This window comes from Arthrobacter sp. UNCCL28, from assembly GCF_900102805.1.
Lineage (GTDB): Bacteria > Actinomycetota > Actinomycetes > Actinomycetales > Micrococcaceae > Arthrobacter > Arthrobacter nicotinovorans_A.
Map to the genome: position 1 here is coordinate 326,751 of NZ_FMWE01000002.1, position 26,982 is coordinate 353,732.

Annotated in this window: 25 protein-coding genes and 3 tRNA genes; 10 read left to right on the plus strand and 18 right to left on the minus strand. The window is 62.9% G+C overall.

Annotated elements, in window-relative coordinates:
* Positions 1-10: 10 nt before the first annotated feature.
* Genes BLQ01_RS06175 through BLQ01_RS06190 form a run of 4 tightly spaced genes read left to right on the plus strand, consistent with a single transcriptional unit; the run spans position 11 to position 3,290 of the window.
* The gene (locus BLQ01_RS06175; protein WP_026541497.1) at positions 11-730 is read left to right on the plus strand and encodes a LytR/AlgR family response regulator transcription factor; all 720 of its coding nucleotides are present in this window, start codon (positions 11-13) and stop codon (positions 728-730) included.
* Positions 727-1,089: a hypothetical protein gene (locus BLQ01_RS06180; protein WP_026547288.1), complete on the plus strand. Its 363-nt coding sequence runs from the start codon at positions 727-729 to the stop codon at positions 1,087-1,089. Before BLQ01_RS06175 ends, BLQ01_RS06180 begins: the two co-directional genes overlap by 4 nt.
* The gene (locus tag BLQ01_RS06185) at positions 1,086-2,552 is read left to right on the plus strand and encodes a sodium/solute symporter (RefSeq protein ID WP_091550634.1); all 1,467 of its coding nucleotides are present in this window, start codon (positions 1,086-1,088) and stop codon (positions 2,550-2,552) included. The genes BLQ01_RS06180 and BLQ01_RS06185 overlap by 4 nt, the downstream gene beginning before the upstream one ends.
* A 48-nt stretch (positions 2,553-2,600) precedes the next feature.
* The gene (locus BLQ01_RS06190; RefSeq protein WP_026541494.1) at positions 2,601-3,290 is read left to right on the plus strand and encodes a hypothetical protein; all 690 of its coding nucleotides are present in this window, start codon (positions 2,601-2,603) and stop codon (positions 3,288-3,290) included.
* Positions 3,291-3,311: 21 nt separating this feature from the next.
* Here BLQ01_RS06190 and BLQ01_RS06195 read toward each other — a convergent pair whose 3' ends face one another.
* The 6 genes from BLQ01_RS06195 to rpsB form a co-directional block, all read right to left on the minus strand.
* Complete coding sequence (locus BLQ01_RS06195) at positions 3,312-3,896, minus strand: DivIVA domain-containing protein (protein WP_026541493.1); 585 nt, start codon at positions 3,894-3,896, stop codon at positions 3,312-3,314.
* Positions 3,897-3,916: 20 nt separating this feature from the next.
* Positions 3,917-4,852 (minus strand): phosphatidate cytidylyltransferase, encoded by a 936-nt coding sequence (locus BLQ01_RS06200; protein WP_026541492.1) that lies wholly within the window; start codon positions 4,850-4,852, stop codon positions 3,917-3,919.
* Positions 4,852-5,409, minus strand: coding sequence for a ribosome recycling factor (frr, locus tag BLQ01_RS06205; RefSeq protein ID WP_026541491.1), 558 nt, complete (start codon positions 5,407-5,409; stop codon positions 4,852-4,854). Before frr ends, BLQ01_RS06200 begins: the two co-directional genes overlap by 1 nt.
* Positions 5,410-5,511: 102 nt before the next feature.
* On the minus strand, positions 5,512-6,249 hold the full coding sequence (pyrH, locus tag BLQ01_RS06210; RefSeq protein ID WP_026541490.1) for a UMP kinase: 738 nt from the start codon (positions 6,247-6,249) through the stop codon (positions 5,512-5,514).
* 120 nt (positions 6,250-6,369) lie between these two features.
* Positions 6,370-7,206: a translation elongation factor Ts gene (tsf, locus tag BLQ01_RS06215; RefSeq protein WP_026541489.1), complete on the minus strand. Its 837-nt coding sequence runs from the start codon at positions 7,204-7,206 to the stop codon at positions 6,370-6,372.
* Between the two features lie 121 nt (positions 7,207-7,327).
* The gene (rpsB, locus tag BLQ01_RS06220; RefSeq protein ID WP_091550636.1) at positions 7,328-8,197 is read right to left on the minus strand and encodes a 30S ribosomal protein S2; all 870 of its coding nucleotides are present in this window, start codon (positions 8,195-8,197) and stop codon (positions 7,328-7,330) included.
* Positions 8,198-8,603: 406 nt separating this feature from the next.
* Between rpsB and BLQ01_RS06225 the strand changes: the two genes are divergently transcribed.
* A complete protein-coding gene (locus BLQ01_RS06225; protein WP_254779256.1) occupies positions 8,604-9,128 on the plus strand; it encodes a M23 family metallopeptidase in 525 nt (174 codons plus the stop codon).
* Positions 9,129-9,141: 13 nt separating this feature from the next.
* On the opposite strand, the gene BLQ01_RS06230 is transcribed toward BLQ01_RS06225, so the two are convergent.
* The 6 genes from BLQ01_RS06230 to BLQ01_RS06255 all read right to left on the minus strand — a co-directional run bounded on the left by BLQ01_RS06230 (position 9,142) and on the right by BLQ01_RS06255 (position 14,359).
* The gene (locus BLQ01_RS06230; RefSeq protein WP_026541487.1) at positions 9,142-10,332 is read right to left on the minus strand and encodes an acyl-CoA dehydrogenase family protein; all 1,191 of its coding nucleotides are present in this window, start codon (positions 10,330-10,332) and stop codon (positions 9,142-9,144) included.
* Between the two features lie 135 nt (positions 10,333-10,467).
* Positions 10,468-10,541: transfer RNA gene (locus BLQ01_RS06235), tRNA-Ile, on the minus strand.
* Between the two features lie 85 nt (positions 10,542-10,626).
* Complete coding sequence (locus tag BLQ01_RS06240; RefSeq protein WP_026541486.1) at positions 10,627-11,823, minus strand: glycosyltransferase; 1,197 nt, start codon at positions 11,821-11,823, stop codon at positions 10,627-10,629.
* Positions 11,824-11,932: 109 nt separating this feature from the next.
* Entirely contained in the window at positions 11,933-12,838 is a 906-nt protein-coding gene (locus BLQ01_RS06245) for a DMT family transporter (protein WP_026541485.1), read from the minus strand.
* Complete coding sequence (locus BLQ01_RS06250) at positions 12,838-13,461, minus strand: CDP-alcohol phosphatidyltransferase family protein (protein ID WP_091550637.1); 624 nt, start codon at positions 13,459-13,461, stop codon at positions 12,838-12,840. The genes BLQ01_RS06245 and BLQ01_RS06250 overlap by 1 nt, the downstream gene beginning before the upstream one ends.
* 49 nt (positions 13,462-13,510) lie before the next feature.
* Positions 13,511-14,359: a phage holin family protein gene (locus BLQ01_RS06255; protein WP_091550639.1), complete on the minus strand. Its 849-nt coding sequence runs from the start codon at positions 14,357-14,359 to the stop codon at positions 13,511-13,513.
* A gap of 174 nt (positions 14,360-14,533) precedes the next feature.
* Between BLQ01_RS06255 and BLQ01_RS06260 the strand changes: the two genes are divergently transcribed.
* From BLQ01_RS06260 to BLQ01_RS06280, 5 genes are all read left to right on the plus strand, one after another.
* Positions 14,534-15,763: a multidrug effflux MFS transporter gene (locus BLQ01_RS06260; RefSeq protein ID WP_026541482.1), complete on the plus strand. Its 1,230-nt coding sequence runs from the start codon at positions 14,534-14,536 to the stop codon at positions 15,761-15,763.
* A gap of 23 nt (positions 15,764-15,786) precedes the next feature.
* Positions 15,787-15,966 (plus strand): glycine zipper domain-containing protein, encoded by a 180-nt coding sequence (locus tag BLQ01_RS06265; protein ID WP_026541481.1) that lies wholly within the window; start codon positions 15,787-15,789, stop codon positions 15,964-15,966.
* A 138-nt stretch (positions 15,967-16,104) separates the two neighbouring features.
* Positions 16,105-18,609, plus strand: a complete 2,505-nt coding sequence (locus BLQ01_RS06270) for a DUF2156 domain-containing protein (protein ID WP_091550640.1) — start codon at positions 16,105-16,107, stop codon at positions 18,607-18,609.
* Positions 18,610-18,628: 19 nt separating this feature from the next.
* On the plus strand, positions 18,629-19,912 hold the full coding sequence (locus tag BLQ01_RS06275) for an alpha/beta hydrolase (protein ID WP_026541479.1): 1,284 nt from the start codon (positions 18,629-18,631) through the stop codon (positions 19,910-19,912).
* 44 nt (positions 19,913-19,956) lie between these two features.
* Positions 19,957-20,364: a hypothetical protein gene (locus BLQ01_RS06280; RefSeq protein WP_026541478.1), complete on the plus strand. Its 408-nt coding sequence runs from the start codon at positions 19,957-19,959 to the stop codon at positions 20,362-20,364.
* 48 nt (positions 20,365-20,412) lie between these two features.
* On the opposite strand, the gene BLQ01_RS06285 is transcribed toward BLQ01_RS06280, so the two are convergent.
* From BLQ01_RS06285 to BLQ01_RS06310, 6 genes are all read right to left on the minus strand, one after another.
* Positions 20,413-20,485: transfer RNA gene (locus BLQ01_RS06285), tRNA-Asn, on the minus strand.
* Between the two features lie 115 nt (positions 20,486-20,600).
* Positions 20,601-20,673: transfer RNA gene (locus tag BLQ01_RS06290), tRNA-Asn, on the minus strand.
* A 53-nt stretch (positions 20,674-20,726) separates the two neighbouring features.
* Positions 20,727-22,613, minus strand: a complete 1,887-nt coding sequence (dnaG, locus tag BLQ01_RS06295) for a DNA primase (protein WP_026541477.1) — start codon at positions 22,611-22,613, stop codon at positions 20,727-20,729.
* A 59-nt stretch (positions 22,614-22,672) separates the two neighbouring features.
* Positions 22,673-23,989 (minus strand): deoxyguanosinetriphosphate triphosphohydrolase, encoded by a 1,317-nt coding sequence (locus BLQ01_RS06300; protein WP_091550642.1) that lies wholly within the window; start codon positions 23,987-23,989, stop codon positions 22,673-22,675.
* Between the two features lie 64 nt (positions 23,990-24,053).
* Positions 24,054-25,235: a tRNA dihydrouridine synthase DusB gene (gene dusB / locus BLQ01_RS06305; RefSeq protein WP_026541475.1), complete on the minus strand. Its 1,182-nt coding sequence runs from the start codon at positions 25,233-25,235 to the stop codon at positions 24,054-24,056.
* 109 nt (positions 25,236-25,344) lie between these two features.
* The gene (locus tag BLQ01_RS06310; protein ID WP_091550643.1) at positions 25,345-26,862 is read right to left on the minus strand and encodes a YibE/F family protein; all 1,518 of its coding nucleotides are present in this window, start codon (positions 26,860-26,862) and stop codon (positions 25,345-25,347) included.
* Positions 26,863-26,982 lie beyond the last annotated feature (120 nt).

Here is a 26,982-nt window from a genome sequence, read left to right on the forward strand (position 1 = left end):
GTCTTTAAGGATGATCAACGTGCTCGTCGCTGATGACGAACTGCCCGCCGTGGAGGAGCTGGCCTTCCTGCTGGGACGGGATGAAAGGATTGGCGCCATCCACCGGGCGTCCTCGGGTGCAGAAGCGCTGCGGACCCTGGAAACGGAGGCCGTGGACGCGGTGTTCCTCGACATCCATATGCCGGCCCTCTCAGGCTTGGACATCGCCCGGGCGATTTCGCGCAGCAACAATCCACCCGCCGTCGTTTTTGTCACTGCTGACGAAGACTGTGCCCTGGAAGCCTTCGACCTCGCTGCGATCGACTACCTCCTCAAACCCCTTCGCGCCGAACGCCTTTCGCGCTCCGTGGACCGGATCAGCGACCTCATCAAGGATGGAACCCCCGCGCCGGAGATGATCACGGTGGATCTGGGCAGCACCACCCGCATGATCCGCCGCGATGATGTCACCTACGTTCAGGCCCAGGGAGACTACGCCAGGTTGCACACGGCCGAGGCCAGTTACCTCATCCGGGTCCCCTTGAGCGACCTCGAACAGAAATGGGCTGAGGCCGGATTCATCCGGATCCACCGCTCGTACCTGATTGCCCTGAAGCATGTGGAGCACCTTAGGTTGTCGGCCACCGGACCCAGCGTGGCGGTGGCGGGAGCTGAGTTGCCCATCAGCCGGCGCCATCTGCCTTCCGTCAGGGACAAACTGCACTCCACACGCATCCGGCCGCAAGGATGACGCGGGTCCGTGTCACAGCACCCCACCGGTCGGCCACTGCGGCTCCCGGCCGGCTGCCGTACCCCCGCGAGGTCGCAGAAGACTCCGACGCCGGCAGGATCTTCATCCGTTCCCTGATCCGCTCCCAACTGCGCCTGGCACTGGTAGTGGCCTGTGGCTTTCTGATCATCCTCGTGGTGGTCGCTCTTTTCCTCGTGTACGGGCCCGGCGTAGCTGAAACAAGGGTCCTGGGGATTCCACTGGACTGGCTGGTACTGGGCCTTGGCATCTACCCGGTAATTGGCCTCAGTGCCTGGCTCTACAACCGTGCGGCAGCGCGGAATGAAGCGCGGTACCGGGACCTTGTGGAGGACAAGTGAATCCGGCTGTTGCCCTGATCGCCTTCCTCGCCGTCTCACTCTCCACAGCCGTCATCGGCTTTTACGGCCTGCGGATTTCACGGACAACCGGAGACTTCTATGTGGCCTCGAGGACGGTCCCACCCTGGTGGAATGCCTCGGCAATCGGCGGCGAGTACCTCTCTGCCGCCAGCTTCCTGGGCGTCGCCGGGCTGATCCTGCTCTCGGGAACAGACGCCCTATGGTTCCCCGTGGGGTACACCGCAGGCTACTTGATGCTGCTGCTCTTCGTCGCCGCTCCCCTGCGTCGCTCAGGCGCCTACACCATCCCTGATTTCACCGAAGCCCGTTTGGATTCCAGGTTGGTCCGCCGCGTCACCAGCCTGGTGGTGGTCGCCGTCGGCTGGCTTTACATCGTCCCGCAACTCCACGGGGCGGCGCTCACCATCCGCATCACCACCGGCCTGCCGTCGTGGGTAGGTTCGACGGCGGTTGTGCTGGTGGTGTGCCTGACGGTGGTGGCAGGTGGCATGCGCTCCATTACCTTTGTCCAGGCATTCCAATACTGGCTCAAACTGACCGCCCTGGCAGTGCCGGTGGTTTTTCTGCTGCTGGTGCTGGCCGGGAACGGCACAACTCCCCAGGCTCCCCTCCCGGTCAATCCCACCGGCCAGGCCTCCGCCGGCGTGTACCAACACATTTCCCTGTTGGTGGCCTTGCTCTTTGGAACCCTGGGCCTGCCCCACGTCCTGGTGCGGTTCTACACCAACCCGGACGGGCAATCGGCCCGCCGCACAACCCTCATTGTGCTGGGCCTGCTCTCCGTCTTTTACCTGTTTCCCTCGGTATCCGGTGCCCTCGGACGGATGTTCGCACCCGAACTTGCCCAGTCCGGGCAGGCGGATGCCTTGGTCCTGCTGCTCCCGGGGAAGCTCATAGGCGGCGTTGCAGGAGACCTGCTCTCCGCCCTCGTAGTCGCTGGAGCCTTCGCCGCCTTCCTCTCCACCACGTCCGGGCTGGTGGTTTCGCTGTCCGGAGTCATCAGCCAGGACCTGTTCGGTGGGAGCGTCAAGGGCTTCCGCCTCGCCGCGGTGCTCGCCGCCGTCGTACCTTTGGGTTTTGCCTTCATGACCGACTCCCTGGCCCTTGCCGGGAGCGTGGGCCTGGTCTTTGCCTTCACGGCCTCCACCATCTGCCCGGTATTGCTGCTGGGAATCTGGTGGCGCGGGCTCACAGATGCCGGCGCCATCTCCGGAATGCTCACCGGCGCGCTGCTGTGCGGCGGGGCCATGGTGGCGGGCACACTCATGGGGCCAGGAACGGCACCGGCTTGGCTTGCCCAGCCGGCGGCATGGAGCGTTCCCGCAGCCTTCGCTGTGACAGTGGCCGTTTCCCTGACAACCAGAAACCGTGTGCCGGCGTCAGTAAACCGTGTCATGTCACGGCTGCACGTACCGGAACGGCCTGTGGTTACGGAGAGGTAGCTGCGGCAAGGCGTTGTCCGGCGCCCCCTCAGGGTGGACAATGACGCCATGTCCGAGGAACCAGGTGCCGCCGGTCCGGAACCGCCGGCACCAACACCGGAACCATCCCCCAGCGTCCGGGCACAATTGCTGGCCACCGAACACTGGAGCCTGCTCGCCTCGCGCAGCACCACCCAAGGCGAGGTCCTCACCCGGATCAGCATGTTCCTGACCTTCACGTCCGCAAGCCTTTTGAGCGTGGCGCTGGTGGGTAACGCCACCCAGTTTTCCGATGCGTTCAGGGCGTTCGCACTGACAGTGCTCAGTATCGACCTGGTGGTGGGCCTGCTGACGCACGTGCGCGTCATGAGCGTAGGCATGGAGGACTTGATGTATGTCCTGGCGATGAACCGCCTGCGGGCCGCCTACGTCGATATGGATCCCGGCATAGGGCCTTACCTCATGGCCGGGGCGCACGATGACGAGGCCGGCGCCAAAAAGACGTACTACTTCCTGGGCAACAGGAAGGACTTCAGCCAAGTGGCCGGCAGCAGCATGGTCTTCATGGGGTTCGTGAATTCGGCCTTGATCGCGCTGCTGCTGGGATCGGCACTCCTGGCAGCCGGGCTCCCCACAGCCGCGGCAGTGCCCGTGGCCGTTGTGGTCGCGCTGGCGTTCTTCGCCACGTCCCTGGTCCGGGGCCATCGACGCTACCTGGAAGTCTGGCAAAACAACCCACCCGTTTCGCCCACGCGCTAGCCCTGCGCCCGGGGGTGCGGACTAGTCGATGGCCGCCATGAGCTCGACGGCACGTGCGAGGAATGCGTCCACCTGGGCTTCTTCGTAACCTTCATTGCCCTTGGCAGCCCGGAAAACGGCGCGGCGCACCGTGTCAACGCTCAGGACTTGGTCGTGCTCAAGGTAACCCACCAGTTCCGCACACAGGGCATCGACGTCCTGGATGTTGTAACTGCGTGCCCGCTTGCTGGAAGGACGGCGGAACCGCTCGCCGTCGGGCCGGTGAAGGCGTCCACGCAGGATGCCGGAGAGCTTGCCGATCTGGCGCAGCCAGGCTTCCTCGCCCTCGCGGCTGATCAAGTCATCGCGCTCACGGCGGGCAAATGCATCCTCGAGCCGGTCCAGGGCGGCGTCCACGCTGTGTGCGTCGTACCCACCCTTCACGGGATCGAAAGCCACGTCCCGCACGTCAACGCTGGCCACCTGGTCAGCGGCACCTACCGGGTTTTCGAACGATGTCCTTGCACGCTGGAGGAATTCGTCCACTTGCTTGGCGTTATAGCCGTACTTGCTGCGCTCCACGCGGTCGAACGTTGCGGGAATCTGGCGTCGAATATCCACGGACACTAATTTTCCTTCGTTGATTCTCAGACGCCGCTGAGCAGCGCGAACAGAACATAGGCTACAGGGGCCGCGAACACAATGGAGTCCAAGCGGTCCATCACACCACCATGGCCGGGGAGGATGCTGCTCATGTCCTTGACACCCAGTTCCCGTTTGACCATGGACTCGGCGAGATCACCGGCGGTAGCTGCCGCCACCATGCCAATAGCCAGCACCAAGCCCACCCACCAAGGCTTATCGAGGATGAAAATGCATGCCAGGACCCCAATCAGCATGGCACCGCCCACTGATCCGGCGAAACCCTCCCAGGACTTCTTGGGGCTGATCTTTGGAGCCATCGGGTGCTTCCCGAACGAGGCCCCCACGATGTACCCGAACGTGTCATTGGAAACCACCAACAACAGCATGGAAGCGATCTGCCAGGCGCCGTCGGGAATCCCGTCCGGCCAAAAGCCGACGGGAGTCGGACCGCTGCTGGTGTGCAGGGACAGGGACGCGAAGCTGATGAGGAAAGGAATCCACGCCAAAGTGAACACCCCGGCGAAGACACTCCTCGGAGCTCCGGCGGCACTCTCGATGGACCGCCACAGCAGGACGGCAACGGAACTGGCCGTCATGGTGAACAACAGGCCTTCAAGGCCACCAAAATAGGCCGATACCGGCATAACCAGGCTGCCGACCATCACGGGGATGATCGGCATCCTGGTGCCTTGGGCTTCGAGGGCCCGGAAAACTTCCCATACCCCCAACACCGCAAATGCTGTGGTGAGCAGGACGAATCCCAACGGGAGGAAAAGCAATCCGCCCAAAACCGCCAAAAGCATGGAAAGCCCGACGCCGATGGCCGCAGGAAGATTACGCCCAGCCTTGGGCGTGGGGTTCGTCCGGACGCGCCTGGTGCGGTGCGGGGTATCGCGTGTCGGGACCCGTCCAGCGGGCGCCGGCTCAGCCTGGTTCATCAGACCTCGAGCAGCTCGGCTTCCTTGCGCTTAAGCAGCTCGTCGATGCTGTCAACGTGCTGCTTGGTCAGGGCGTCGAGCTCCTTCTCAGCGCGGGCACCCTCATCTTCGCCGGCTTCGCCGTCCTTGACCAGCTTGTCCAGCGTGTCCTTTGCCTTGCGGCGGATGCTGCGGATGGAGACCTTGGCGTCTTCACCCTTGCCCTTGACGATCTTGACGTACTCCTTGCGGCGCTCTTTGGTGAGCTCCGGGATGGTCACGCGGATGACGTTGCCGTCGTTCGAGGGGTTGGCGCCGACCTCGGAATCGCTCAAGGCCTTCTCGATGTCGCGCAGGGCGGTCTTGTCGTAGGGCGTGATGAGGATGGTCCGGGCGTCGGGGACACCGAAGGACGCCAGCTGCTGGAGCGGCGTGGGCGTGCCGTAGTACTCGACGATCACCTTGTTGTAGAGACCGGGGTTCGCCCGACCCGTACGGATCGTGGCGAAATCGTCCTTGGCTACCTCAACCGCCTTGTCCATCTTCTCGCCGGCTTCGAGCAAGGTCTCTTCGATCACGGGTTTCTCCTCAGAAAATAGTTGCTGCCCAAAAGCAGGCCGCAGTACACAGTAAAGATCCGCCGTGAGAGGCGGACGGTCCTAGAAATATCCTAGCCCTTGCTAGGGAGTAACCAGGGTTCCGAGCGTTTCGCCCAGGATGGCACGGGTAACGTTGCCCTCGCCTTCCATGCCGAAGACCACCATGGAAAGATTGTTGTCCTTGCACATGGTCATGGCCGTTTGGTCCATGACGCGGATGTCCCGGCGCAGGGCGTCGTCGTAGCTCAGGACATCGAGCTTCTCAGCTTCCGGATCCTTCTTGGGATCGGCGGTGTACACGCCATCCACGCCGCTCTTGGCCATGAGGACAACATCCGCGTGGACTTCCAGGGCACGCTGGGCTGCCACGGTGTCAGTGGAGAAGTAGGGCAGTCCGGCGCCTGCACCGAAGATGACCACGCGGCCCTTCTCCATGTGGCGGATAGCGCGGCGGGGAATGTAGGCCTCGGCAACCTGGCCCATGGTGATGGCGCTCTGGACACGGGTTTCAACGCCGGCCTGCTCCAGGAAGTCCTGCAGGGCCAGGCAGTTCATGACCGTGCCGAGCATTCCCATGTAGTCGGCGCGGGAGCGGTCCATGCCGCTCTGGGACAGTTCTGCGCCGCGGAAGAAGTTGCCGCCGCCCACGACGATCGCAACCTCGACGTCGGAGACAGCTGCCGCGATCTGCTTGGCGATGGCCCTGACGGTTTCAGGATCGACGCCGAGCTTGCCTCCGCCGATGACCTCACCGGAAAGTTTCAGAAGTACACGTCGGCGGGTCTTCTCGGGCTGGATTGCAGTGTTGACGGTTTCCATGGTGCCTCCCGTTGGTGGACTCTGGCTAGATTATCGTGCTGTGGGTCCGCTCAGGTACTACCCGGACGGGTGCATGAAAAAGGGGCGGCCACCGAAGTGACCACCCCTTTTCATGAATTACTAGTTTCCTACGCGGAAACGGGTTACTGCAGTTGCCTTGACGCCGGCCTCTTCGAGGACCTGTGCAACAGTCTTCTTGGAGTCCTTGGCGAATGCCTGGTCAACCAGAACTTCACCCTTGTAGAAGCCCGTCACGCGGCCTTCCACGATCTTCGAAAGAGCAGCTTCGGGCTTGCCTTCAGCCTTGGCGGTCTCTTCGGCGATGCGTCGCTCGGACTCGACCAGTTCGGCCGGAACGTCGTCGCGGGTCAGGTAGTTCGGAGCCATGGCTGCAACGTGGACAGCGATGTCGTGCGCGGCGGTGGCAGCGGCTTCGCCTTCGCCGTCAACAGCGAACAGGACGCCGACCTGGGCCGGAAGGTCCTTGGACGTCTTGTGCAGGTAAGCGTCAACCGTGGTGCCCTCAACGCGGGAGATACGGCGGACAACAACCTTTTCGCCGAGGACAGCGCCCTCTTCGACAACAACCTCGGACAACGGCTTGCCGTCAACCTCGGTAGCCAGCAGGGTCTCGAGGTCGGCTGCGCCGGACTCGACTGCAACGTTGAGGACCTTGTCGGCCAGCTGGATGAACTTGTCAGCCTTGGCAACGAAGTCGGTTTCGCAGTTGACCTCGATCATTACGCCAACGCCGCCGTTGACCTTGGCAGCAACCAGGCCCTCGGCAGTGGAACGGCCTTCGCGCTTGGTAGCACCCTTGAGGCCCTTGATGCGGATGATCTCGATGGCCTTCTCGGCGTCACCGTTGGCTTCGTCAAGAGCCTTCTTGACGTCCATCATGCCGGCGCCGGTGCGCTCGCGCAGGGCCTTGATGTCAGCAGCAGTGTAGTTCGCCATGTGAACCCCTCTGTCTAGAAATTTGTGTGTTTACGGACTGACAGGACGGCCGCCCACCGTGTGAGCTGCCATCCTGTCAGTTGCCCCCGATGCTGTTTCCGGCATCAGGGAAGGTCCAGATTTACTTGGCTGCTTCGGCTTCGCCGGCTGCAGCCTCAGCTGCCGGAGCCTCAGCTGCGGGAGCTTCTGCTGCCGGAGCTTCGGTTGCTGCTGCTTCTTCAGCCTTGCTGCCTTCGAGGAGCTCGCGCTCCCACTCAGCCAGCGGCTCTTCAGGAGCTTCGGTGGTGCCCGTTGCGCGCTGGTTACGGGCGATGAGGCCCTCAGCTACGGCGTCGGCAACAACGCGGGTCAGCAGGTTGACGGAGCGGATGGCGTCGTCGTTACCCGGGATCGGGAAGTCAACTTCGTCAGGATCGCAGTTGGTGTCAAGGATGGCTACAACGGGGATGTTGAGCTTCTTGGCTTCGTCAACAGCAAGGTGTTCCTTCTTGGTGTCAACAACCCACAGAACCGAGGGAGCCTTGGTCAGGTTGCGGATACCACCGAGGTTGGACTCAAGCTTGGTGAGTTCGCGCTTGAGGAGCAGGAGCTCCTTCTTGGTGTAAGCCGAGCCTGCGACGTCGTCGAAGTTGATCTCTTCGAGTTCCTTCATGCGCTGGATGCGCTTGGCGACGGTCTGGAAGTTGGTGAGCATACCGCCCAACCAACGCTGGTTGACGTACGGCTGGCCAACGCGGGTAGCCTGCTCGGCAATTGCTTCCTGAGCCTGCTTCTTGGTGCCAACGAACAGGACGGTGCCGCCGTGGGCGACAGTAGCCTTGACGAACTCGTAGGCGCGGTCGATGTAGGACAGCGACTGCTGGAGGTCAATGATGTAGATGCCGTTGCGCTCCGTGAAGATGAAGCGCTTCATCTTCGGGTTCCAACGACGGGTCTGGTGTCCAAAGTGGACGCCGCTGTCAAGCAGCTGGCGCATAGTTACGACGGGCATGCCGACGCTCCTTCCGGCAGGTCATTCATGAGAGAGCCCAAGGGGCTGCTCTTACCCTGCCAATAGTTGACGGTTGTTTAGCCTTTGCCCGGATGGGCGTGGCTCCTGGCATCCATTGCGCTTCTCATCCGGCACAGAGCCTAAGCTCAGCCGGACCGCAAGAGGCACAATCCTCCGCAGCCTGAAGCCAAGGGGCTTCGCTGGTGGAGGGTTGGATACGCGTAGTCAGCCTGGGGCCCTCGCATATCTGAATGAGACATGCTCCTGAACCAGCTTGAGGGCACAGCAAACTGCTCCACCAAGTGTACTACAGCCACCCCACAGGTTTGACCGCAGCCGCGGTTGGTTGTCCACATAGGGCAAGTGCGGTATCGATCGCCGGCGGGCACCGCGGGAGGCTCTATCCATGACGATTGCGAAGTCCTTGATGGCCCTGCTGGCGGCGCTGGCGATGGCGGCAGGCACACTTGGCGCTGCTGCTCCGGCCGAGCCAGTTCCAGGCACGCCCGATCCGACCGGCGCCCGGTGGAGTTGGCCGCTCTCCCCCAAGCCTGCCGTGCTGCGGATCTTCGACCCGCCGGACAAACCATGGCTGAGTGGTCACCGCGGCGTGGATTTAGGACCATCGGCCGACGGCGGAAAGGTCACCGCGCCTTCGGATGGAGTGGTGACCTTTGCCGGCGTCGTGGTTGATCGACCGGTACTGACCATCGATCACGGCAACGGTCTCAAGAGCAGCTTCGAACCCGTGGCCAGTGACCTCAAACCCGGAGACGCCGTCCGCAAAGGCCAGGTCATTGGCACCCTGGAGCCCGGTCATTGCGGTGCCGCGGCCTGCCTGCATTGGGGCGTTCGCCAAGGCGCGGATTACCTCAACCCGCTGGACTTCGTGGAGGACATGCGCCCGTCGGTCCTGCTGCCGTTGTACTGATTACCTACTGTGCCTAGACGATGGCCGAGACGCCCGTGATGGCACGGCCGGTGACCAGGGTGTTGATCTCGTGCGTGCCTTCATATGAGTAGATGGCCTCCGCGTCGGAGAAGATCTTGGCCATGCCGTAGTCCGTAACGATCCCGTTGCCGCCCAGGATGCTGCGACCCAGGGCAACACTTTCCCGCATGCGCGCCGTAGCAAAGGCCTTCGCCAACGCCGACTGCTCGTCCTTGGCCACTCCCGCATCTTCAAGCTGGGCCAGGCGCACCATCATGCCCATGGATGCCACGGTGTTTCCGAGGATTTGGACCAACTGGTTCTGCACCAGCTGGAAGGCCGCCAACGGCCGCCCGAACTGCTGACGCTCCACCGCGTAGCTGCGGGCGACGTCAAAAGCTGCCATCTGAAGCCCAACCGCCTGCCACGCCACAGCCAGGCGGGTGACTTTGAGCACCTTGTTGGTGTCCCGGAAACTGTTGCCGTTGGCCAGTTTGAAGAAGTCCGGAACCACCACATTGTCCAGGACGATGTCTGCGTTCTGGACTGTACGCAGGGAGATCTTGTTCTCGATCTTGCTGGCAGAGTAGCCGGGCAGGGTGGTGTCCACCAGGAAGGCCTTGACCTGGTTGTCCGCAACGTCCTTGGCGTAAATGACTACCCAGTCGGAGAAGGTGGCGTTGCCGATCCAGCGCTTGGCTCCATTGAGGATCCAGTTGTCACCATCGCGCCTGGCAGTGGTGCGGGTGCCGCCGGCAACATCGGAGCCACCCAGGGGCTCCGTCAGGCCAAAGGCGCCGATTTTCTTCAGCGAGTAGATCTCCGGAAGCCAGGCATCCTTCTGCTCCTGGGAGGCAAGGGCCTCGATGGACCCTGTGAAGAGGCCGTCGTGCACGCCCATGAAAGTGGCAATGGATGCGTCCGCCCGGGTCACTTCAGCGTGGAGCATGCCGGCGAACAGGTTGGAGTACCCCTGCCGGCGGACAGGACTGACCAGGTCCAGTTCACCGAGCTTGGGAATGAGGTCCATGGGGAACTCGCCACGGTTCCAGCAGTCCACGGCGATGGGCTTGACCTCGCGGGCAAGAAACTCCCGGACTTCAGCCAACCGGTCCTGCTCTTTTCCTGTCAGCATCTGCTCAAAGGCGTAGAAGTCGCCGTCGGCATACGGAAGATTGGCGGCGTCGAATGCAGCGTTGGACATGTTCGCTCCTTCAAGGGTGGTCACCTGCGACCAAAACTAAGTTACTGATGAGTAACTTACCTCAACTGAGGGGGAACGCAAAAGAGCCGTGGCCGACAATCCAGGATTGTCGGCCACGGCTCATACGTGAAGGTGTAGGGCTACTCGGACTTGAACCGAGGACCTTAGGATTATGAGTCCCGCGCTCTAACCAGCTGAGCTATAGCCCCATGATGCCCGGTCCGGCCGCTGCGTAAACAGCAGTACCGGGCAAAGCACTCCAGCAATTCTAATAGCTGCCGGGGAGTGCTTTTGTCACACGACCTTGTCCTCGTAGGAGGCCCCGCGGTAGAGGTCCTCGAAGGTCTGGAGGGTGCCGTTGATGCTGTGCGGTTCCACCATCTCCCGGCTCAGCTTGCCCATGGCTTCCAGCTCGTGCTTGGGAAGCTCCACCAGCTTGGTGATCTTGGCTGCCAGTTCATCGCTGTTGTTGGGCGTGAAAAGGTAGCCGTTTTCACCGTCACGAACCAGGTGCGGCAGGGCCATGGCATCGGCCAGCAGCACGGGAGTGGAAGCAGACATCGCCTCCAAGGTCACCAGGGACTGGAGCTCAGCAGTACCGGGCATGCAGAAGATGTCGGCCTTGATGTATGCCTCGCGCAGGTCTTCGTCGCTTGCCAGACCGAGGAACCTCACCCGGTCCCCCAGCCCCAGCTTGGCCACCTGTGCCTCAAGGGCGGGACGGACTTCGCCGCCGCCCACAATTTCCAGGTGGACGTTCAGTTCGCGCGGAGTCTTGGCCACGGCGTCAATCAGGACGTTGACGTGCTTTTCTTCTGCCAAACGCCCGGCGAACAGGACCGTGGGATTGGCGTGAGGCTCAATGGTCTCGCCAGGCTGGAGCTCGTAGGCCGAGGAGTCAATGCCGTTGGAGAGCGGCAGGACCTTGCGCAGGAAGGCGTGCTGGTGCATTGCTTTGGCAGCCAGGGGCGTGGGCGTGGTGACCACGTCCGCCTGGCCCATGACCTTGCCCATGTCCTTCCAGGAGATGCGGCCAACAATGTCCTTGAACCACTGCGGGAACGGCAGGAACGGATTCAGGTTCTCCGGCATGAAGTGGTTCGTGGCAACAACGCGGATACCGCGCTTTACGGCCTCGTACAGGACGTGCTCGCCGATCATGTAGTGGCTTTGGATGTGGACGACGTCCGGCTGGACTTTGTCGAACAAAAGGCTGATTTCCTTTTTGATCTCCCACGGAAAACAAATACGGAAGTACTCATGGGTGAAGACGCCGTGCGAACGCAGCCGGTGGACTGTGGCTTCGTCGCGGAACTCTGTGTAGCTTTTGCCCGTGTCCGGACGGCAGGCCAGCACGTGCACGTTGTGTCCACGTGCCGTCATCCCCTTGGCCAAGCGGTAGCCGAACTGAGCGGCGCCGTTGACGTGCGGCGGATATGTATCGGCCGCAATCAGAAGGGTAAGGGGCTTGGTGGTGTCGGGAATGGTCACGTGGAGAACTCCTGATGGTCACGGTGCGGACAGCATTGCTTGTGGCAATACTGCGGTGTCGCCGGGTTGCCGGTCCGCGTGCAGCGGCGGCGCAAGGTGCAGCTCTGCCCTAAGCCTTCTTGTTGGCAGCCGCCTTCGCGTCCTTCTTGCGTTTGGTGACTTCCGGGTGGTGCCGGCTCAGGGCAATAACCCCCACGATAGCAAGCGTTGCGGCCACAGCCATGGCGATAGCCATGACGGCGTGGACATCGGGACGAAGCTCACCAAGGATCACAATGCCGATGGCAATGCCTACCATCGGGTCGATCACTGTCAGTCCTGCAATGACCAGATCCGGCGGACCACCTGAGTAGGCGCTCTGCACGAACCAGGAGCCAAGTCCCCCGGCGGCCGCGATGGCGATCAGGGTGTACCACTGGACGTTGAGCAGGAACAGGCCGTTGGGGTCGAGCAGGTGCTTGCCGATGATCCGCGTCAGCACGGCAACAAATCCGAAGAGGACCCCGGCTCCCAGAATGTACACAAAGGCGCTCATGCGGTGTTTGAAAAGTACGGCCAGGGTCCCGAAGATGCCCACTGCCAGAGCCAGCAGCAGGACAATGGTCAGTTCGTCCTCACTGTTGACGTGATGGTTCTCCTGGGTGACGAAGACGGCCAGCAGCACGAACAATGCCGAACCCGTGACGCACGCGCTGATGGCCACTACAGTTGCCCGGTTGATGCTCAGGCCCTGGTCCTTGGCGTTGACCACCGTGGTGATCACCAGGGCAATGGCACCAATGGGCTGAACCACGGTGAGCGGGGCGGAGACCAAGGCGATCGCGTTCATCACCATTCCAAGGGCAAGGAACAACAGCCCGAGCATCCAGCGGGGATTGCGCAGGAGCCTCAGGAAACCGTTTGAACTCAGGGCCAGGCCGCCGGTATCGGCTTTGACCGCGCTGCCCTGCCGTTGGGCGCCTATAGCCAGAAAAAAGGCACCAAGCACCGCAAGGAAAACCGCCAGCCAGACCATCAGCCGTGTCCGCCGTCGTCGTTTTTCAGTTCTTTACCCTTACGCAAGATGGCCCAGAAATAGTTGTAAGCCGCAATCCAGTGTCCCAGAAGCCCGAGCCCCAGGAAGGTCCAGGCGGCTACGAAGTAGACCTCGGTGAACGGAATGGGCAATTTGGAGAGGACCAGCAGGGGCGTGCCGAGCAGCAGCAGCGCCGTACGGATTTTTCCGATGATGCTCACCGGAAGGTCCGGGTGGCTGCGGAAGTAGATCAGGGAAGCAATGGCCAGGATGGCATCGGGCACCAGCAGGGCCGCCAAATACCACCACTGCACGACGCCGGCCACGGCCAACGTGAATGCTACGGCCAGGAGCGCGGCGCGGTCAGCCATGGGATCAAGGATGCGTCCCAGCTTGGAGGTCTGGTCGAAACGCCTTGCGATGTAGCCGTCCACCCAATCGGTGCTGCCCATGATGACGAGCACCAGGACAGCGAATCCATACTCCTGCTCCGATAAAACGAGCCAGACGAACAAGGGGACCCCCATGAAACGGAGGACCGTGAGGATGTTGGGGACAGTGAAGATGAGCTCGTGGTCGACTTGCGGCCGATCAGGATTTGAACCAGCACCGATCAATCTCACCTATGTCCCCCTTCCCATTCCCAGTGTGTGTTTTGACCCGGAAGGCTGCCTACTTTTTCAGCAGCTTCCGCAGGGCTACAACGAAGACCACGGCGGCAGTGGCAAACGCGGCGAGGTCCTTCCACCGGGCGGCGAGCCGTTCGGTCAGGCTTTCGGGGACGGATTCTCCCAAGGCAGCAAACTTTGCCGCAGCGAAGTCCTTGCCCTCGGTGAACTTTTCGTTGGCCCCCGCCAGCAGGGCCTGGCCCTGCTTCTTGACGTCCAACTGCTCACCGAGTTCGTCGCGGACCCCGGTGAGGTGCTCGCGACGCTTCTTCAGGCGCGAGCGAAGTTCCGCTTCCGTGGGTGCCTTGACTGCGTCCGCTTCCTTGGCAGCTTCCTTCGCAGCTTTCTCTGCCTTGGCCTTCTCGGCAGCTGCTTCCTTTTGGGCCTTCGCTGCCTTGGCGGCGGGCGAACTGGGATCCAGGATGGATTCGTCGAAGTCCGAGCCTTCCTTGGCAATTCCAAGATCGTGCTTGATGCCCCGGATGGTGTCTTCGGGGACCAGCGGCATGGCCTTCTTGAACTTGGCAATTCCGATCAGGGACGCAATGGCCACAATGATCAGGAAGAATGCTGCAACGATCAGCGCCGCGAGCCAGCCCGGCATGATGGTTGCCAGGCCCAGGATGGCGGCAACAACAAGGGCGATGACCAAAAGGGCAAGGAACACAAGGGCCACGCCAAAGAAGGCACCGGCTATGCCAACCTGGGTTGCCTTGCGCTTGAGCTCGACCTTGGCCAACGCAATTTCGTCGTTGATTTGGCGTGGTGCCAACCGCGCAACGAGCTTGAGGGTCTTCGGCAAAGTACGAATGGCTGGTCCTTGACTGGTCCGGCCGGTGTGACGTCCACTCATGGGTTCCGCCTAACTGCTTTCCTCTGGGCATCGTATGGGGCGAACGCGGACGGAATTCTTCCACCGCGGACACCTGTCCTCAAAGCTATCATTCAGGTTCCTGCTGAACTTTCGGGACCACAGTGCGGCGCGCCCGTCATACGCCAAATAAATATGACCTGGGCCATAAGATGGATGATCGTGACCTCTCCCATTGCTCCGGGCGACTCCCTGAGCCGACGCGAAAAACTTGTCTACATTCTCCTGCTGGGTGCACTGACTGCGCTGGGTCCCTTCACGATCGACCTTTACCTCCCGGCGTTCCCGGCGCTGGAGGAAAGTTTCGATGTCTCCGCCGCGGCCATCCAGCTCACGTTGACCGGTACCACCGTAGGTTTTGGGCTCGGCCAGCTGGTGGTGGGTCCGTTCAGCGATAAAGTGGGGCGCCGCCTTCCGCTGATCCTCGCCACTGCCGTGCACATCGGCTCGTCCCTCGGAGCAGCGCTGGCAACAGACATTGGGATGCTCTCGCTGTTCCGTGTCCTGATGGGAATCGGCGCGGCCGGCGGTGGCGTGGTGGCCATGGCCATGGTCCGGGACCTCTTCCACGGCTACTCCATGGTCCGCATGTTTTCAAGGATGTCACTGGTCAATGGCCTGGCCCCGATTCTTGCCCCCGTCATCGGATCGCAGCTGCTCCTGGCGTTTCCGTGGCCCGGCATTTTCTACTTCCTGGCCGCCTACGGCCTGATGGTGATCCTTGCCTCCATCTTCTTCATCAGGGAGACACTGCCCGCAGAGCAGCGCGGCAAATCCACCATCACAGTGGGTCAGCGCTACAAATCGGTCCTGACGGACCGGATCTTCGTGGGCATGGTACTGGTGGGAAGCCTGAACTTCGGTGGCTTGTTTGCCTACCTCTCTGCGTCCACCTTCCTGTTCCAGGATGTCTACGGATTCTCGCCCCAGGAATACGGAATCCTGTTCGGTATCAACTCCTTGGGCATTGTTGCCGGTGTCCAGATCAGTTCACGCCTGATCCGCCGCGTGGCCCCGCAGTGGATCGTTGCGGGGGCAACGGTCTTCATGCTGTTCACAGCCCTCGTGATCGTGGTGCTGGACCTTCTGCACGTTGGCCTCTGGGGCATCCTCATTCCGTTGTGGTTCTACATCTGCGCTACCGGCTTCATGTTCCCCTGTGTCCAGGTCTTGTCCCTCGCGAACCACGGCGCCCAGGCAGGCACCGCAGCCTCCCTCCTGGGAGCATCCCAGTTCATGATGGCCGGAATCGTCCCGCCGGTAGTTGGCTGGCTGGGCGTAAGCTCCGCTGTTCCCATGGGTTCAGTCATGGCTGTGTGCATCACCGGCGCGATCGCTGCCCTCTGGCTGGTGGTCCGCCCGCGCACCGTTCCCTCCATCCATTAGGAACGCCCCCGTAGGCTGGGACCATGACCAGGAAACCGCACCGTAACGGCAGGGGACTCTTCCTCGGCGCCCTGCTGGGCGCCATGGCCGGCGCACTCATAGGCCGGGCGGCCGGAAGTGCCCTGTTCGGCGCGATCCTTGGTGCCGTCGTCGGTGCCGCCGTCCTGTACCGGGTGAACCCCGGCCCCTGGAACAGGGGCTAGCGCGCCGGCACACAACGCGCCCCGCAAAAGGCGACCCGCCGACGTCGGGCCGTCGAGCCTCTCCCTTTACACGCTTCCGCAAGGCAGAATGGTGGCCAGCCGGGCTATCCGGCGCCGGACCGGTGAAGGGGACATCACATGAGCGCGGCTGTGGAATTGCGGGGCGGTGTCCGCGGCTTGGCTACGCTGCGACGACTGCCCCTGACACTGGGGTTGGCAGCTTTGCTGTGGGTCCTGGGGGCAATAACGGGGAGTCTGCTGGATGGACCCAGCGAGGCTTTGCTGGACCAGCTGGGCCTGGGATTGGCAGTGGAGCCAGGACCATGGTGGTCCGTTTTCACGTCGGCATTCTTTGCCTCGTCCCTTCTGGACTATCTTGCCTGCACGGCCGCAATCCTGGTGGGCGTCGGAATCGCCGAGCGCGTGATGGGTTCCTGGGCCGCCCTGCTCGCCTTCATTGCAGGCTCAGCCCTCAGCGCCTTGGTACTTGTGGCACTTGTGACGTTCGGAACCGACGCGTCCGACCAATGGCTCAGTTTCCTGGGCGGCGAATATGTTGTAGGCGCCTATGGCGGCGCTGCCGCCGCCCTCGGATTTGCGACGGCGGCACTGGACGCGCTCTGGCGGCGGCGGCTGAGGACGTGGCTGCTGGCCGCTACGCTGATGTTCGCCCTGTTCGTGGGGGTGGCCCAAACACTTCAAGCACTTGCCGGTGCCGTGCTGGGCACCCTGGCCGGCTGGGCCATCCAGTCCTTGGTCTTCCGGCGCCGCGCAGGCTCTCTGCATTCCTCAACCATCCGTGAAACCCGGTTCCTGGTGGGTACGGTAGTTGGCGTTTTCGCCCTGGGACCCCTGCTCACGCAACTGACCGGCACGTGGGAAATCGGCCCCCTGTCCGTGGTCTCGGAGGTCATGCTCCAGGCCAGTCCCGACGCCGATGAAGTCAAGGAAGCCTGCGACAACGACACCAGCTGCGTGACGTTGCAGGGAATCGTGGGCGTGCAAAGCTTCGGCGCAGCAATCCTGACGCTGATACCGGTCCTCCTGCTCCTCGTCTGCGCTGAAGGACTGCGCCGGGGACGCCGGCTCGCCTATCGGCTGACCCTGGTGATCCAGGCGTACCTTGCCGCCGTCACGGTCCTGTCCATCGTCCAATACGCCACCGATCCGGAAGTCACCCTGGGCGATGACGATTTCGGCTATCTCCTGCTGTACGCGGTCCCGGCATTCCTGGCCCCGGTAATCATCGTGGCGTTGCTGCTGGCCAACCGCCACAAGTTCAGGGTGGAGTCCAGCGACGCCGGATACCGGGTCCTGGGAAGGACATCACTGGTCCTCACGGTGGTCGCAATCGTCCTGTATGTCGCGTTTTGGTTCGCGGAAGGCAACCCTGGCCGCTCGACCCTGTGGGACCTCGCCGGCCAACTGACGCACATCCTGGTCCCCTTCCCTGTTCCCTTTGTGGTGGCCCTCCCCCAAGGCCTGCTGAGCACCGTGGTGTATGGGCTGGGCGGGGACATCATCTGGCTATGCATCCTGGTGCTGGTCCTGAACAACTTCCGGCGGTTCAGGCAACTTGCAACGGACCCGGCAGCTGATCTGGGCCACACCCGGGAGTTGCTCCACGACGGCGGCGGCACGCTGTCCTGGATGGCACTGTGGGATAACAACCAGTACTGGTTCGCCCCCGACAGGAAGTCCGGTGTTGCCTTCCAGGTCCATAACGGTGTTGCCCTCACGGTTGCCGGCCCCTTTGGCGCCGAAGAGCATCACGCGGACGCAGCCACTGGATTCGTGAACCACTGCGCCGGCCTGGGACTGACACCGTGCTTCTATTCAGTGACCGCCGAACTGGATGGACCGCTCCTGCCCCGGGGGTTCCGCAAGTTGGAAGTGGCCGAGGAGACGCTCCTCAACGTCCAGGCCATGACCTTCAAGGGCAAGGAATGGCAAAACGTGCGCACCGCCCTGAACCGGGCAGAGAAACTGTCCATCAAGGACCACTGGTATCCGTACCAGGGAATGCCCCCGGGAATCAGGGCCCAACTGGCGGAGATCTCCGAAGAGTGGGTTGCGGACAAGGCCCTGCCGGAGATGGGCTTCACCCTGGGCGGCTTGGATGAACTGAAGGATCCTGAAGTCCTCTGTTGCGTGGCGGTCGATGACGACGGCCTGGTCCATGGGGTCACCAGTTGGCTGCCGGTATTCCGGAACGGTGTCATCTCGGGCTGGACGCTGGACTTCATGCGACGCCGGACCACCGGTTTCAAGGGAGTGATGGAATTCCTGATCGCCTCTGCCGTAACCCACTTCAAGGAAGAGGTCCCCATGATCTCCTTGTCCGGTTCCCCGCTTGCCAACGCCGGTGCCGGTGCCATCGACGGCGACGGCGACCACAGTTCCCTGGACCGTGTCCTGGCGCTGCTCGGCAATGCCCTGGAGCCGATGTACGGGTTCAAGTCCTTGGCCGCCTTCAAATCGAGGTTCCAGCCGGAGCACCGCACCCTGTACATGTACTACCAGGACCCCCTTGCCCTCCCATCGATCGGCATCGCGGTAGGTTCCGCGTACCTGCCCGGGCTCTCCACGGCGCAAAGCGCGGGCCTGCTGCGGCAAATGGTTGCCCGGGAACCTGCAGCATGACGCCGGGAACCCACTAGCCATGGACGACCTCCTGAAACTTGAGATCAGCGGCCCTGTGGTCATGACCGTTGCCGGGGCGATCGGCGTCGTGTTCTTCCTGGTGCTCTTCCTGCGGCCGTCTGCCCGTTGGGCGTTGACCGCGATCGTTGCCATCGTGGCGGCTGCGCTGCTGGGGTGGTTGACGGTGTGGATCGTGGAAGACGTCATGGACGTCTTCCATGTGGGCCTGACCCCCCGCGTCTGGTTCTGGGCCATCTCCTGCTTCGCAGCGCTGGGACTGGCCGTGGTCAGCTTCCGGCACAGCCGCGCGTGGCGGAAGGTGGTGGCTGCGGTGTCCATCCCTGTCTTTGTCCTGGTCGCGGCCCTGGGCATCAATACGGAGTTCGGGCTGAACAACACACTGGGTTCGGCCTTGGGCATTTCCACCGAGGGCGCCATCGAGTTGAACAAGCCGAACCCGGATGCTTCCATACCCGCCGGGCCCCTCTGGGAGAGCTGGAAACCGCCGGCAGGAATGCCCGCCAAAGGCAAGGTGGGCACCCAGGTGATTCCGGCGACTGCCTCCGGATTTGAGGCCAGGCCGGCAGGGATCTACCTGCCTCCGGCAGCGCTGACCGCGAACCCGCCCCGGCTGCCACTCTTCGTCCTCATGATGGGCCAGCCAGGCCTTCCGGATCCCCAGTATGTCTCAGCCGCACTGGACGAATTCGCGGCGAAGAACAACGGCCTGGCCCCTATCGCGATCGTGGCGGACCAGATCGGACCGGATGAGAACGACACCTTGTGCTTGGACACTGCCAAGTACGGCAATGTGGAGAAGTACATCAATGAGGACGTAGTGAACTGGGCGAAAGCCAACCTGAACATCCTCCCGGACCGCGGGCATTGGACCATCGCCGGCTACTCAAACGGCGGCCAGTGCGCGATCTCCTTCGCCCTGAAATACCCCAAAATGTGGGGCAATGTGGTGGACATCTCGGGTGAAGAATTCCCGGGAGCCGAGGACCCTGCAGGGAACCTCGCATCCATCTTCGGCGGCAGCCAGGCGGACTACGACGCCCAAAAGCCCATCAACATCATGAAGGGCAAGCAATTCCCGGACACAACTGCAGTCTTCACCGTCGGCTCCGATGACGTGACCTACGTGGCCGCAGCGAAAGCTGTCTCTGCCGCGGCACGGGAGGCCGGAATGACGGTGACCTATTACGAGGTTCCCAACGGCGGCCACGTGGGACTGGCGCTTAATGCGGGGCTGACCAAAGGGTTCGAGGTCCTCTACCCACGGCTTGGTCTTTCCCGCTAGGTATTCCCCTGTTGCCTGCCCCGTACCGGCGATAAAGTTGAGGTGTGCCCCATTGGCAAGAGCTGCAGCCGCTTCCGGCACCATGGCAGCGCCGGGATGAACGCATCCTGCCGCTGTGGTGGGACCGCTTGTGCTCAGTGACCAGTCCCCAGTCGGCCGCCCTCTATGCCGCGGGCCTCTTTACCGATGACCGCCGCCGGCCCATCGCCCAGTGGTACAACCCCGAAGCGGACGCCGCATTGCTTGTGGCCCCGGAGACGTCCCCCGAGTGGCCGGTCCAGCGGTTTGGCATCTTCTATGCACCACCCGGCGGAGGCTTCACGCGGGTCTACTCGGCCCCGCACGAGTGGCATCCGCGCGAACCCAGGACCCCGCCCACGGAGCAGGATTCGTTTGTGGCGGCCGTGGCCGAGGCTGCACGCTTCCTGCAGGTGGAGATGGATTTCGTCTAGAAAAAGTTGGACCCCGCACCGGCGTGATGCCGATGCGGGGTCCGGATGCTCCTCCGACTGGACTTGAACCAGTAACCCTTCGATTAACAGTCGAATGCTCTGCCAATTGAGCTACGGAGGAATGAAGCGGTTATGACTTTAGCAAAGGTTTTACCGGAATGCGAAATCGGCTCCGGATACCCCCTCCGGGTATAAAAATACCCCCGTTCCGGAACCCGGAACGGGGGTATTGTGCGCTCCTCCGACTGGACTTGAACCAGTAACCCTTCGATTAACAGTCGAATGCTCTGCCAATTGAGCTACGGAGGAATGAAGCGGTTACTAGCTTAACAGGGGCCCGGCGGAAAACGAAATCGAGCTTCTCAGCCGTCCGATCGCAGCGCCCGGCGCTCCATTTCGAGCTGCATCAGTTCGCGGTTCAGGCGCTGGAATTCCTCCGGATTTGCTCCTGCGTCCAGTCGCTGCAACTGGCCCATCTTGTCTGCCTTGATACGGGTGATCTGCAATTCAAACAGGCGGGCCAGGATGTCGCGGCAATACCGCTGCATGGCCTCCGGGGTACTGGCAGGCAGGGGTGTTACTGCCAGCTCGGATACCAAGGGCCGCAGGGGCTCGGGTACTTCCTGGCGGACCTGCTCCACCCAGGCCACGGGATCGCCCGCATGGGCAAGCCCGGCAGCCCGCACTGCCGTGTGGACGGCGGCGTAGGCGGGGGTGGCGAAGTGGGAGGCTTCGAAGCGCTCCCAGGCTCCCCCGCCCAGCACGCCCGGCTCCTGGAGGACAACCTCCAGCGCCTGGCGTTCCATGCCGGCAATGGGATCCCGGGGATCGGGGCGTTGAAAGACAAGGCCGCTCGACGGCGGTGCTCCCGCCGGTTGTTCGGCGGCACCGGCCGGCAGTGGTGCACTGCCACCGGATGCAGCGCGCTTTGCCGCTGCCCCCACGTAGCTGCTGACTTCCTCAATGGGCATACCCAGCCAGCCGGCCAGGTTGCGTGTGTAGCCGGGCCTGGTGGCTGAATCCCTGATCTGCGCCACCACTGGGGCGGCTTCGCGCAGGGCTGCCACACGGCCCTCGACGGTGTCCAGGTTGTGCCTGCGGAGCGTCGCGCGGATGGCGAACTCGAAGAGGGGCTTCCGGGTCCCGATGAGGTCGCGCACCGCCGCGTCGCCCTTAAGCTGGCGAAGGTCGCAGGGATCCGCGCCCGATGGTTCCACGGCAACGTACGTCTGGGCCGTGAAGCGCTGGTCTTCCTCAAACGCCCTCAGTGCCGCCTTCTGGCCGGCGGCATCGCCGTCGAAGGTAAAGATGACCTCTCCCCCGCTGCCGTCGTCCGAAAGCAGCCGCCGGGCAACCTTGATGTGTTCGGTACCGAAGGCAGTACCGCAGGTGGCTACCGCCGTCGTGACTCCTGCAAGGTGGCAAGCCATAACGTCTGTGTACCCTTCCACCACCACCAGCTGCCGCTCCTTGGCGATGTTCCGCTTGGCGATGTCGATCCCGTAGAGGACCTGGGACTTCTTATAGAGGGTGGTTTCCGGGGTGTTGAGGTATTTGGGGCCTTGGTCGTCCTCGTAGAGCTTGCGGGCACCGAAACCGATCGTGTCCCCTGCGATGTCCCTGATGGGCCAGATCAGCCTGCCGCGGAAGCGATCGTAGATGCCCCGGTTTCCCTCCGAGAACATGCCTGTGAGTTTCAACTCAGCATCGGTGAACCCCCTGCCGCGCAGGTGCTTCAGCAGGGCGTCCCAGCCCTGGGGAGCGTATCCCACGCCGAAGTGTTCGGCGGCCGCACGGTCAAAGCCGCGGCCATCCAGGAAGTTCCGGCCCTCGGCGGCACCGGGGGTCAGCAATTGCGCACGGAAGAATTCGTCGGCGATCTTGTGGGCATCCAGCAGGCGCTGCCGCTTGCCCACTTCCTCACGGCTGGGACCGGTTCCGCCGTCTTCGTAGCGCAGTTCATAGCCAATCCGGGCGGCCAATTTCTCAACAGCCTCATGGAAGGAGCTGTGATCCATTTTCTGGACAAAGGAGATGGCGTCTCCGTCTTCGCCGCAGCCGAAGCAGTGGTACCTGCCCACCTGCGGGCGGACCGTGAAGGAGGGGGATCGTTCGTCGTGGAAGGGGCACAGGCCCTTGAAACTGCCCAGCCCGGCGCCCTTGAGCGTGACGTAACCGTCAACGACTTCCTTGATATCCGTGCGCTGGCGTACTTCGTCGATATCTTCACGTTTGATCAGGCCAGCCACGTCACCATCCTAGTCTCTCGCCCCAGGACTCCCGGCCGTTAACGCCGGCTGGCCAGGAGTCACCAGAGCGATGGCAAGCTGCCCACGAGCCGTTCGTACACGGCCAGTGCCGAGACGTCCGTCAGTGATGCCACTTGGTCGATCACCACGCGCAACCGGGCACCGTCGTCGGCAGCGTCGCGCCAGTCCGCGGCGAACATCGGCTCCAGGTGGCGGTCTCCGGTGGCGTTCAAAACACCCACCAGCGCATGCAGCACTTCGCGTTGACGTTCGTACACCGGCTGGCGGTGGTCCGTGGAGATGACAAAGGTGGTGGCCAGGCCCTTGAGGACCGCGATCTCAGTGACGGTGTCCTCAGGAACCATGAGCTCGGCGTCGTAGCGGGTCAGGTTGGCTGGACCAAAGTGGGCACGGGTTGTTTCCATGGCACTTTGGCAGAACCGGCCGATCAGCTGGCTGGTCATGTCCTTCAGGGCGGCCATGGATTTCCGGCTGCCATCGGCCTCCCGGACCCAGACCTTGGTGGCCTCCAGACGCGCCAGCGCAGCATCGATGTCGGCGGGATCGTTATGTGGCAGGTACCACTGCTTGGTATAGCCCACCACGCGCGCCCGGTGGTCGGGGTTGTCCAACCACTTGAGCTGGAAGTGTCCGGCGACTATCGCGTCCTCAACGTCGTGGACCGAGTACGAGATATCGTCCGCCAGGTCCATCACCTGGGCCTCGATGCAGGAGCGGTTTCCGGGGGCGCCTTCGCGGAGCCATTCGAAAACCGGAAGATCGTCCTCGTAGGCGCCGAACTTGCTGGTCCGCTGTCCATGGATCACCGGGGCGTCGACGGCGGACCACGGGTACTTGGAGGCGGCGTCGAGGCTGGCGCGGGTCAGGTTAAGCCCTGCCGGCCGGCCGTCCTCGGCAAGGACCTTGGGCTCGAGGCGGGTCAGCAGGCGAAGCGTTTGGGCGTTGCCTTCGAAACCGCCAATGGTATGGGCGACCTCGTTCAACGCGGACTCGCCGTTGTGGCCGAAAGGCGGGTGGCCAAGATCGTGGCTCAGGCACGCAGTGTCCACAACGTCCGGATCGCAGCCCAGGGAACGGCCCAGCTCACGGCCCACCTGTGCCACTTCCAGGCTGTGTGTCAGACGGGTGCGGACAAAATCGTCAGTATCCGGGGCAACCACTTGCGTTTTGGCACCCAGCCGGCGCAGTGCGGAGGAATGCAGGACCCTGGCCCGGTCACGTTCAAAGTCGGAGCGGTACGTGTTCTTCCGTGGCTCTTCGACCCACCGCGCAGAGTCCGCTTCCGCATAGCCGGGAATGGCCAGGACGTAGTCGTGGGTGCTGCTGTTGTGGCCGAGCACTGCTTCGGTTCCCATTGGTATCTGCCTCCTTCAAGCGCCGGGGTGTGGAGCTTCTTGAGTCAGTCTTACACGTGTGAGGCTAGCCGCCCGAAACGTCCAGCTCGGCAGCGGAGATATCCGCGCTCTGTTCAGCGTTCAGCTGACGGCTCACCAGCCAGTCCTTGGGCAGGGCAGGCTTCTTGGGTGAACCCGCACGGCCCCTCGGGCCTTCGGAATCGACGCCAGGGTAGGGCGAGTCCATGTCCAGTTCATCGAGGTATTCGCGCAGCACCTCAAGGGTGGGCACTGTAGCCAGTTTCGCGCGGAGTTCGCCGCCCACGACGTAACCCTTGAAGTACCAGGCCATGTGCTTGCGGATCTCGCGCAAGGCCTTGTATTCGTCGTTCCCGAAGGTCTCGACCATGAGTTCGGCGTGGCGGTAGACGCCCTCAGCCACTTCGCGGAGCCCGGGACGGTGCCGTTGGTCGCTGCCTTCAAAAGCTGCCTGCAGGTCGCCGAACAACCAAGGACGGCCCTGGCAGCCACGGCCAACCACCACGCCGTCCACGCCGGTTTCCCGGACCATGCGGACAGCGTCCTCGGCCGACCAGATGTCTCCGTTGCCCAGCACGGGGATATCCGGGAGGGCTTCACGAAGCCGGGCGATGGCGGACCAATCGGCCTGGCCGGAATAGAACTGTGCTGCGGTCCGTCCGTGGAGGGCGACGGCGGCCACTCCGGCATCGCGGGCAATCCGGCCGGCGTCGAGGTACGTCAGGTGGTCCTCGTCAATGCCTTTGCGCATCTTGATGGTTAGCGGGATGCCGCCCTTGGAAGCTTCCTTAACCGCAGTGTTGACGATGGAGGTGAAGAGGTCGATCTTCCACGGCAGGGCCGAACCGCCGCCGCGCCGGGTCACTTTGGGCACGGGGCAGCCGAAGTTGAGGTCGATGTGATCCGCCCGGTCCTCCTCGACGAGCATCCGCACCGCTGCGCCTACCGTCACCGGATCCACGCCGTAGAGCTGGACTGACCGGACTTTCTCGTCCTCGTCGTGCGAGATGATGCGCAAGGATTCGGGCGTCCGCTCCACCAGGGCACGGGAGGTCACCATCTCGGCCACATACATGCCGCCACCGTATTCACGGCAGAGCCTGCGGAAGGCCGAGTTGGTGATGCCCGCCATGGGGGCAAGGATTACCGGGGTGTCCACGGTGATCCCACCGAGCTTCAATGGCGGGAGCTCGAGCTTTGGTGCGGGGGGCGTTGCTACAACAGTCACCTATCCATTGTTGCAAAGCGGGGCAAATCCGTGGACACCCTGCCGGAACTCTGCCTTGTTTGTCCATGCGTACGTAGAATTGCGGGGCGAACAGGAACAGGGCTTGGGTTTAGGTGGCGTCGTTCGTGTCTCCGCGCCGCTCCGCTTCGCGCTGTGCCCGTCGGCTGCCAGGCTGCGCCGGCTTGCCGGACGCGTCAAGGCGCTCACCGGCGTCGTGATCTGCCGTCGGAACGGAACCCACGACGGCGGCAGCGGCCGCCAAGGAACCGGTGTCCTTAAGCTCATCTGCAGTTACAGCGGGGCCACCGGCAGCAGCGAGTCGCTTCATGCCAGTGGCCTTGACCACCAGGACCGCGATCAGCGTGGTGACCGGGATGGCCAGGACCAGTCCGATGGAGCCCACGAGTGTCCGGATGACTTCCTCGGACAATTCGGCGCTGGTCAGTGCTTCAGCCAGAGGGCGGTCGTAGAGCATCACGATGATGAGGATCGGGAGGGCAGCCCCGGCATAGGCAAAGGCGATGGTGTAGACCGTCGAAGCAATGTGGTCCCGGCCGATCCTCATGGCCGAGGTAAACAGCTTGCGTGCACTGGTGTTGGGGGCGAGTTCGTAAAGTTCCCACACTGCGGAGGACTGTGTGATGGTCACGTCGTTCAGGACGCCAAGGCCGGAAATGATGAGGCCGCAAAGGATGATCCCGGAAATCGAGATCTGGGGTGACATATTGACCAGCGTCGAGGCATCGTGGTTTCCCACACCGGCCAGGTTGGCGGCATCAGTGGCCCAGGCAGCCAACAATGCGGTGATGCTGAGCCCAAAGATGGTTCCCAGCAGCGCCGTCGATGTCCGCGCCGAGAATCCGTGCGCGAAGTACAGCACCCCGATCATGATCACCGTTGACCCCACCAGTGCCAGAAGCAGCGGCGGCTTGCCCTCCACCAGTCCAGGCAGGATGAAGCTCACCAGGACGAAGTAGGCACCCACCAGTCCGAGCAGCGCACGGAAACCGCGCCAACGGGCCACCGCAATGACCACCGCTGCGTACAACACGGCGAGGATGGCGATGGGGATGGAACGGACGAAATCGACGAAAACGTACGCTGGAGCTCCACTGCCGGCGTTGGCGCCCTGGACTGCGGAGAGGTTCAGGTACCTGATGGAATCCCCCACATCCACGCCGTGGGACATGGCTACGTCAGGGTTGATGACCACCTTGACGACGTCTCCACCCTTGTCCGGCTCAGTGAAAGCGAACGTGCACTGCGACCCGCCTTGGTTTGGATCGGTTTGGCCCGTGCTGCCCTGGCCTGTGCCGGACGGGTCCGTGGCGCCCTGGCCTGTGCCCTGGCCGGCATCGGCCTGGCCGGTTTGTGTGCAGCTTTCCACCACCACGCTCTGGATCCGGCCGGTATCGAAAGTAACGCCCGGCGCGGCCTGGTAGGGGCTGGAGAAGGTAATTCCTTCGCGGCTTCCGGAGGGCCACATGACCATCATGGCCACGAGCGTCAGGACCCCCAGCGGAACCAGTACGGCCGCAAGGATCCAATTGGCCTTTTTCCGCGAGGCAAGGGCCTGCGGGGTTGGCTCTGGACTTTCAGAATGTCCGTGGGAGTGACCGTGGCCCATCAGCAGCAAAACCTCATGGCCTTAAGCCTACGCGGCACCAGGGCCGCTGCAGACACTGCCGGGAAACGCAGAATCCCACGCTGCCCGCAGAAAGCGGGCGGCGTGGGATCCGTAACGGCG

Bases quoted from the DNA above. Each gene is read 5' to 3' on its own strand.
- tsf (WP_026541489.1), bottom strand. From the start codon at position 7,206: ATGGCGAACTACACTGCTGCTGACATCAAGGCCCTGCGCGAGCGCACC.
- BLQ01_RS06310 (WP_091550643.1), bottom strand. From the start codon at position 26,862: ATGGGCCACGGTCACTCCCACGGACATTCTGAAAGTCCAGAGCCAACC.
- BLQ01_RS06245 (WP_026541485.1), bottom strand. From the start codon at position 12,838: ATGGTCTGGCTGGCGGTTTTCCTTGCGGTGCTTGGTGCCTTTTTTCTG.
- BLQ01_RS06200 (WP_026541492.1), bottom strand. From the start codon at position 4,852: ATGAACCAGGCTGAGCCGGCGCCCGCTGGACGGGTCCCGACACGCGAT.
- BLQ01_RS06270 (WP_091550640.1), top strand. From the start codon at position 16,105: ATGAGCGCGGCTGTGGAATTGCGGGGCGGTGTCCGCGGCTTGGCTACG.
- rpsB (WP_091550636.1), bottom strand. From the start codon at position 8,197: ATGCCCGTCGTAACTATGCGCCAGCTGCTTGACAGCGGCGTCCACTTT.
- BLQ01_RS06175 (WP_026541497.1), top strand. From the start codon at position 11: ATGATCAACGTGCTCGTCGCTGATGACGAACTGCCCGCCGTGGAGGAG.
- BLQ01_RS06265 (WP_026541481.1), top strand. From the start codon at position 15,787: ATGACCAGGAAACCGCACCGTAACGGCAGGGGACTCTTCCTCGGCGCC.
- BLQ01_RS06230 (WP_026541487.1), bottom strand. From the start codon at position 10,332: ATGTCCAACGCTGCATTCGACGCCGCCAATCTTCCGTATGCCGACGGC.
- BLQ01_RS06225 (WP_254779256.1), top strand. From the start codon at position 8,604: ATGACGATTGCGAAGTCCTTGATGGCCCTGCTGGCGGCGCTGGCGATG.
- BLQ01_RS06260 (WP_026541482.1), top strand. From the start codon at position 14,534: ATGATCGTGACCTCTCCCATTGCTCCGGGCGACTCCCTGAGCCGACGC.
- BLQ01_RS06190 (WP_026541494.1), top strand. From the start codon at position 2,601: ATGTCCGAGGAACCAGGTGCCGCCGGTCCGGAACCGCCGGCACCAACA.
- BLQ01_RS06180 (WP_026547288.1), top strand. From the start codon at position 727: ATGACGCGGGTCCGTGTCACAGCACCCCACCGGTCGGCCACTGCGGCT.
- BLQ01_RS06255 (WP_091550639.1), bottom strand. From the start codon at position 14,359: ATGAGTGGACGTCACACCGGCCGGACCAGTCAAGGACCAGCCATTCGT.
- pyrH (WP_026541490.1), bottom strand. From the start codon at position 6,249: ATGGAAACCGTCAACACTGCAATCCAGCCCGAGAAGACCCGCCGACGT.
- BLQ01_RS06275 (WP_026541479.1), top strand. From the start codon at position 18,629: ATGGACGACCTCCTGAAACTTGAGATCAGCGGCCCTGTGGTCATGACC.
- BLQ01_RS06300 (WP_091550642.1), bottom strand. From the start codon at position 23,989: ATGGGAACCGAAGCAGTGCTCGGCCACAACAGCAGCACCCACGACTAC.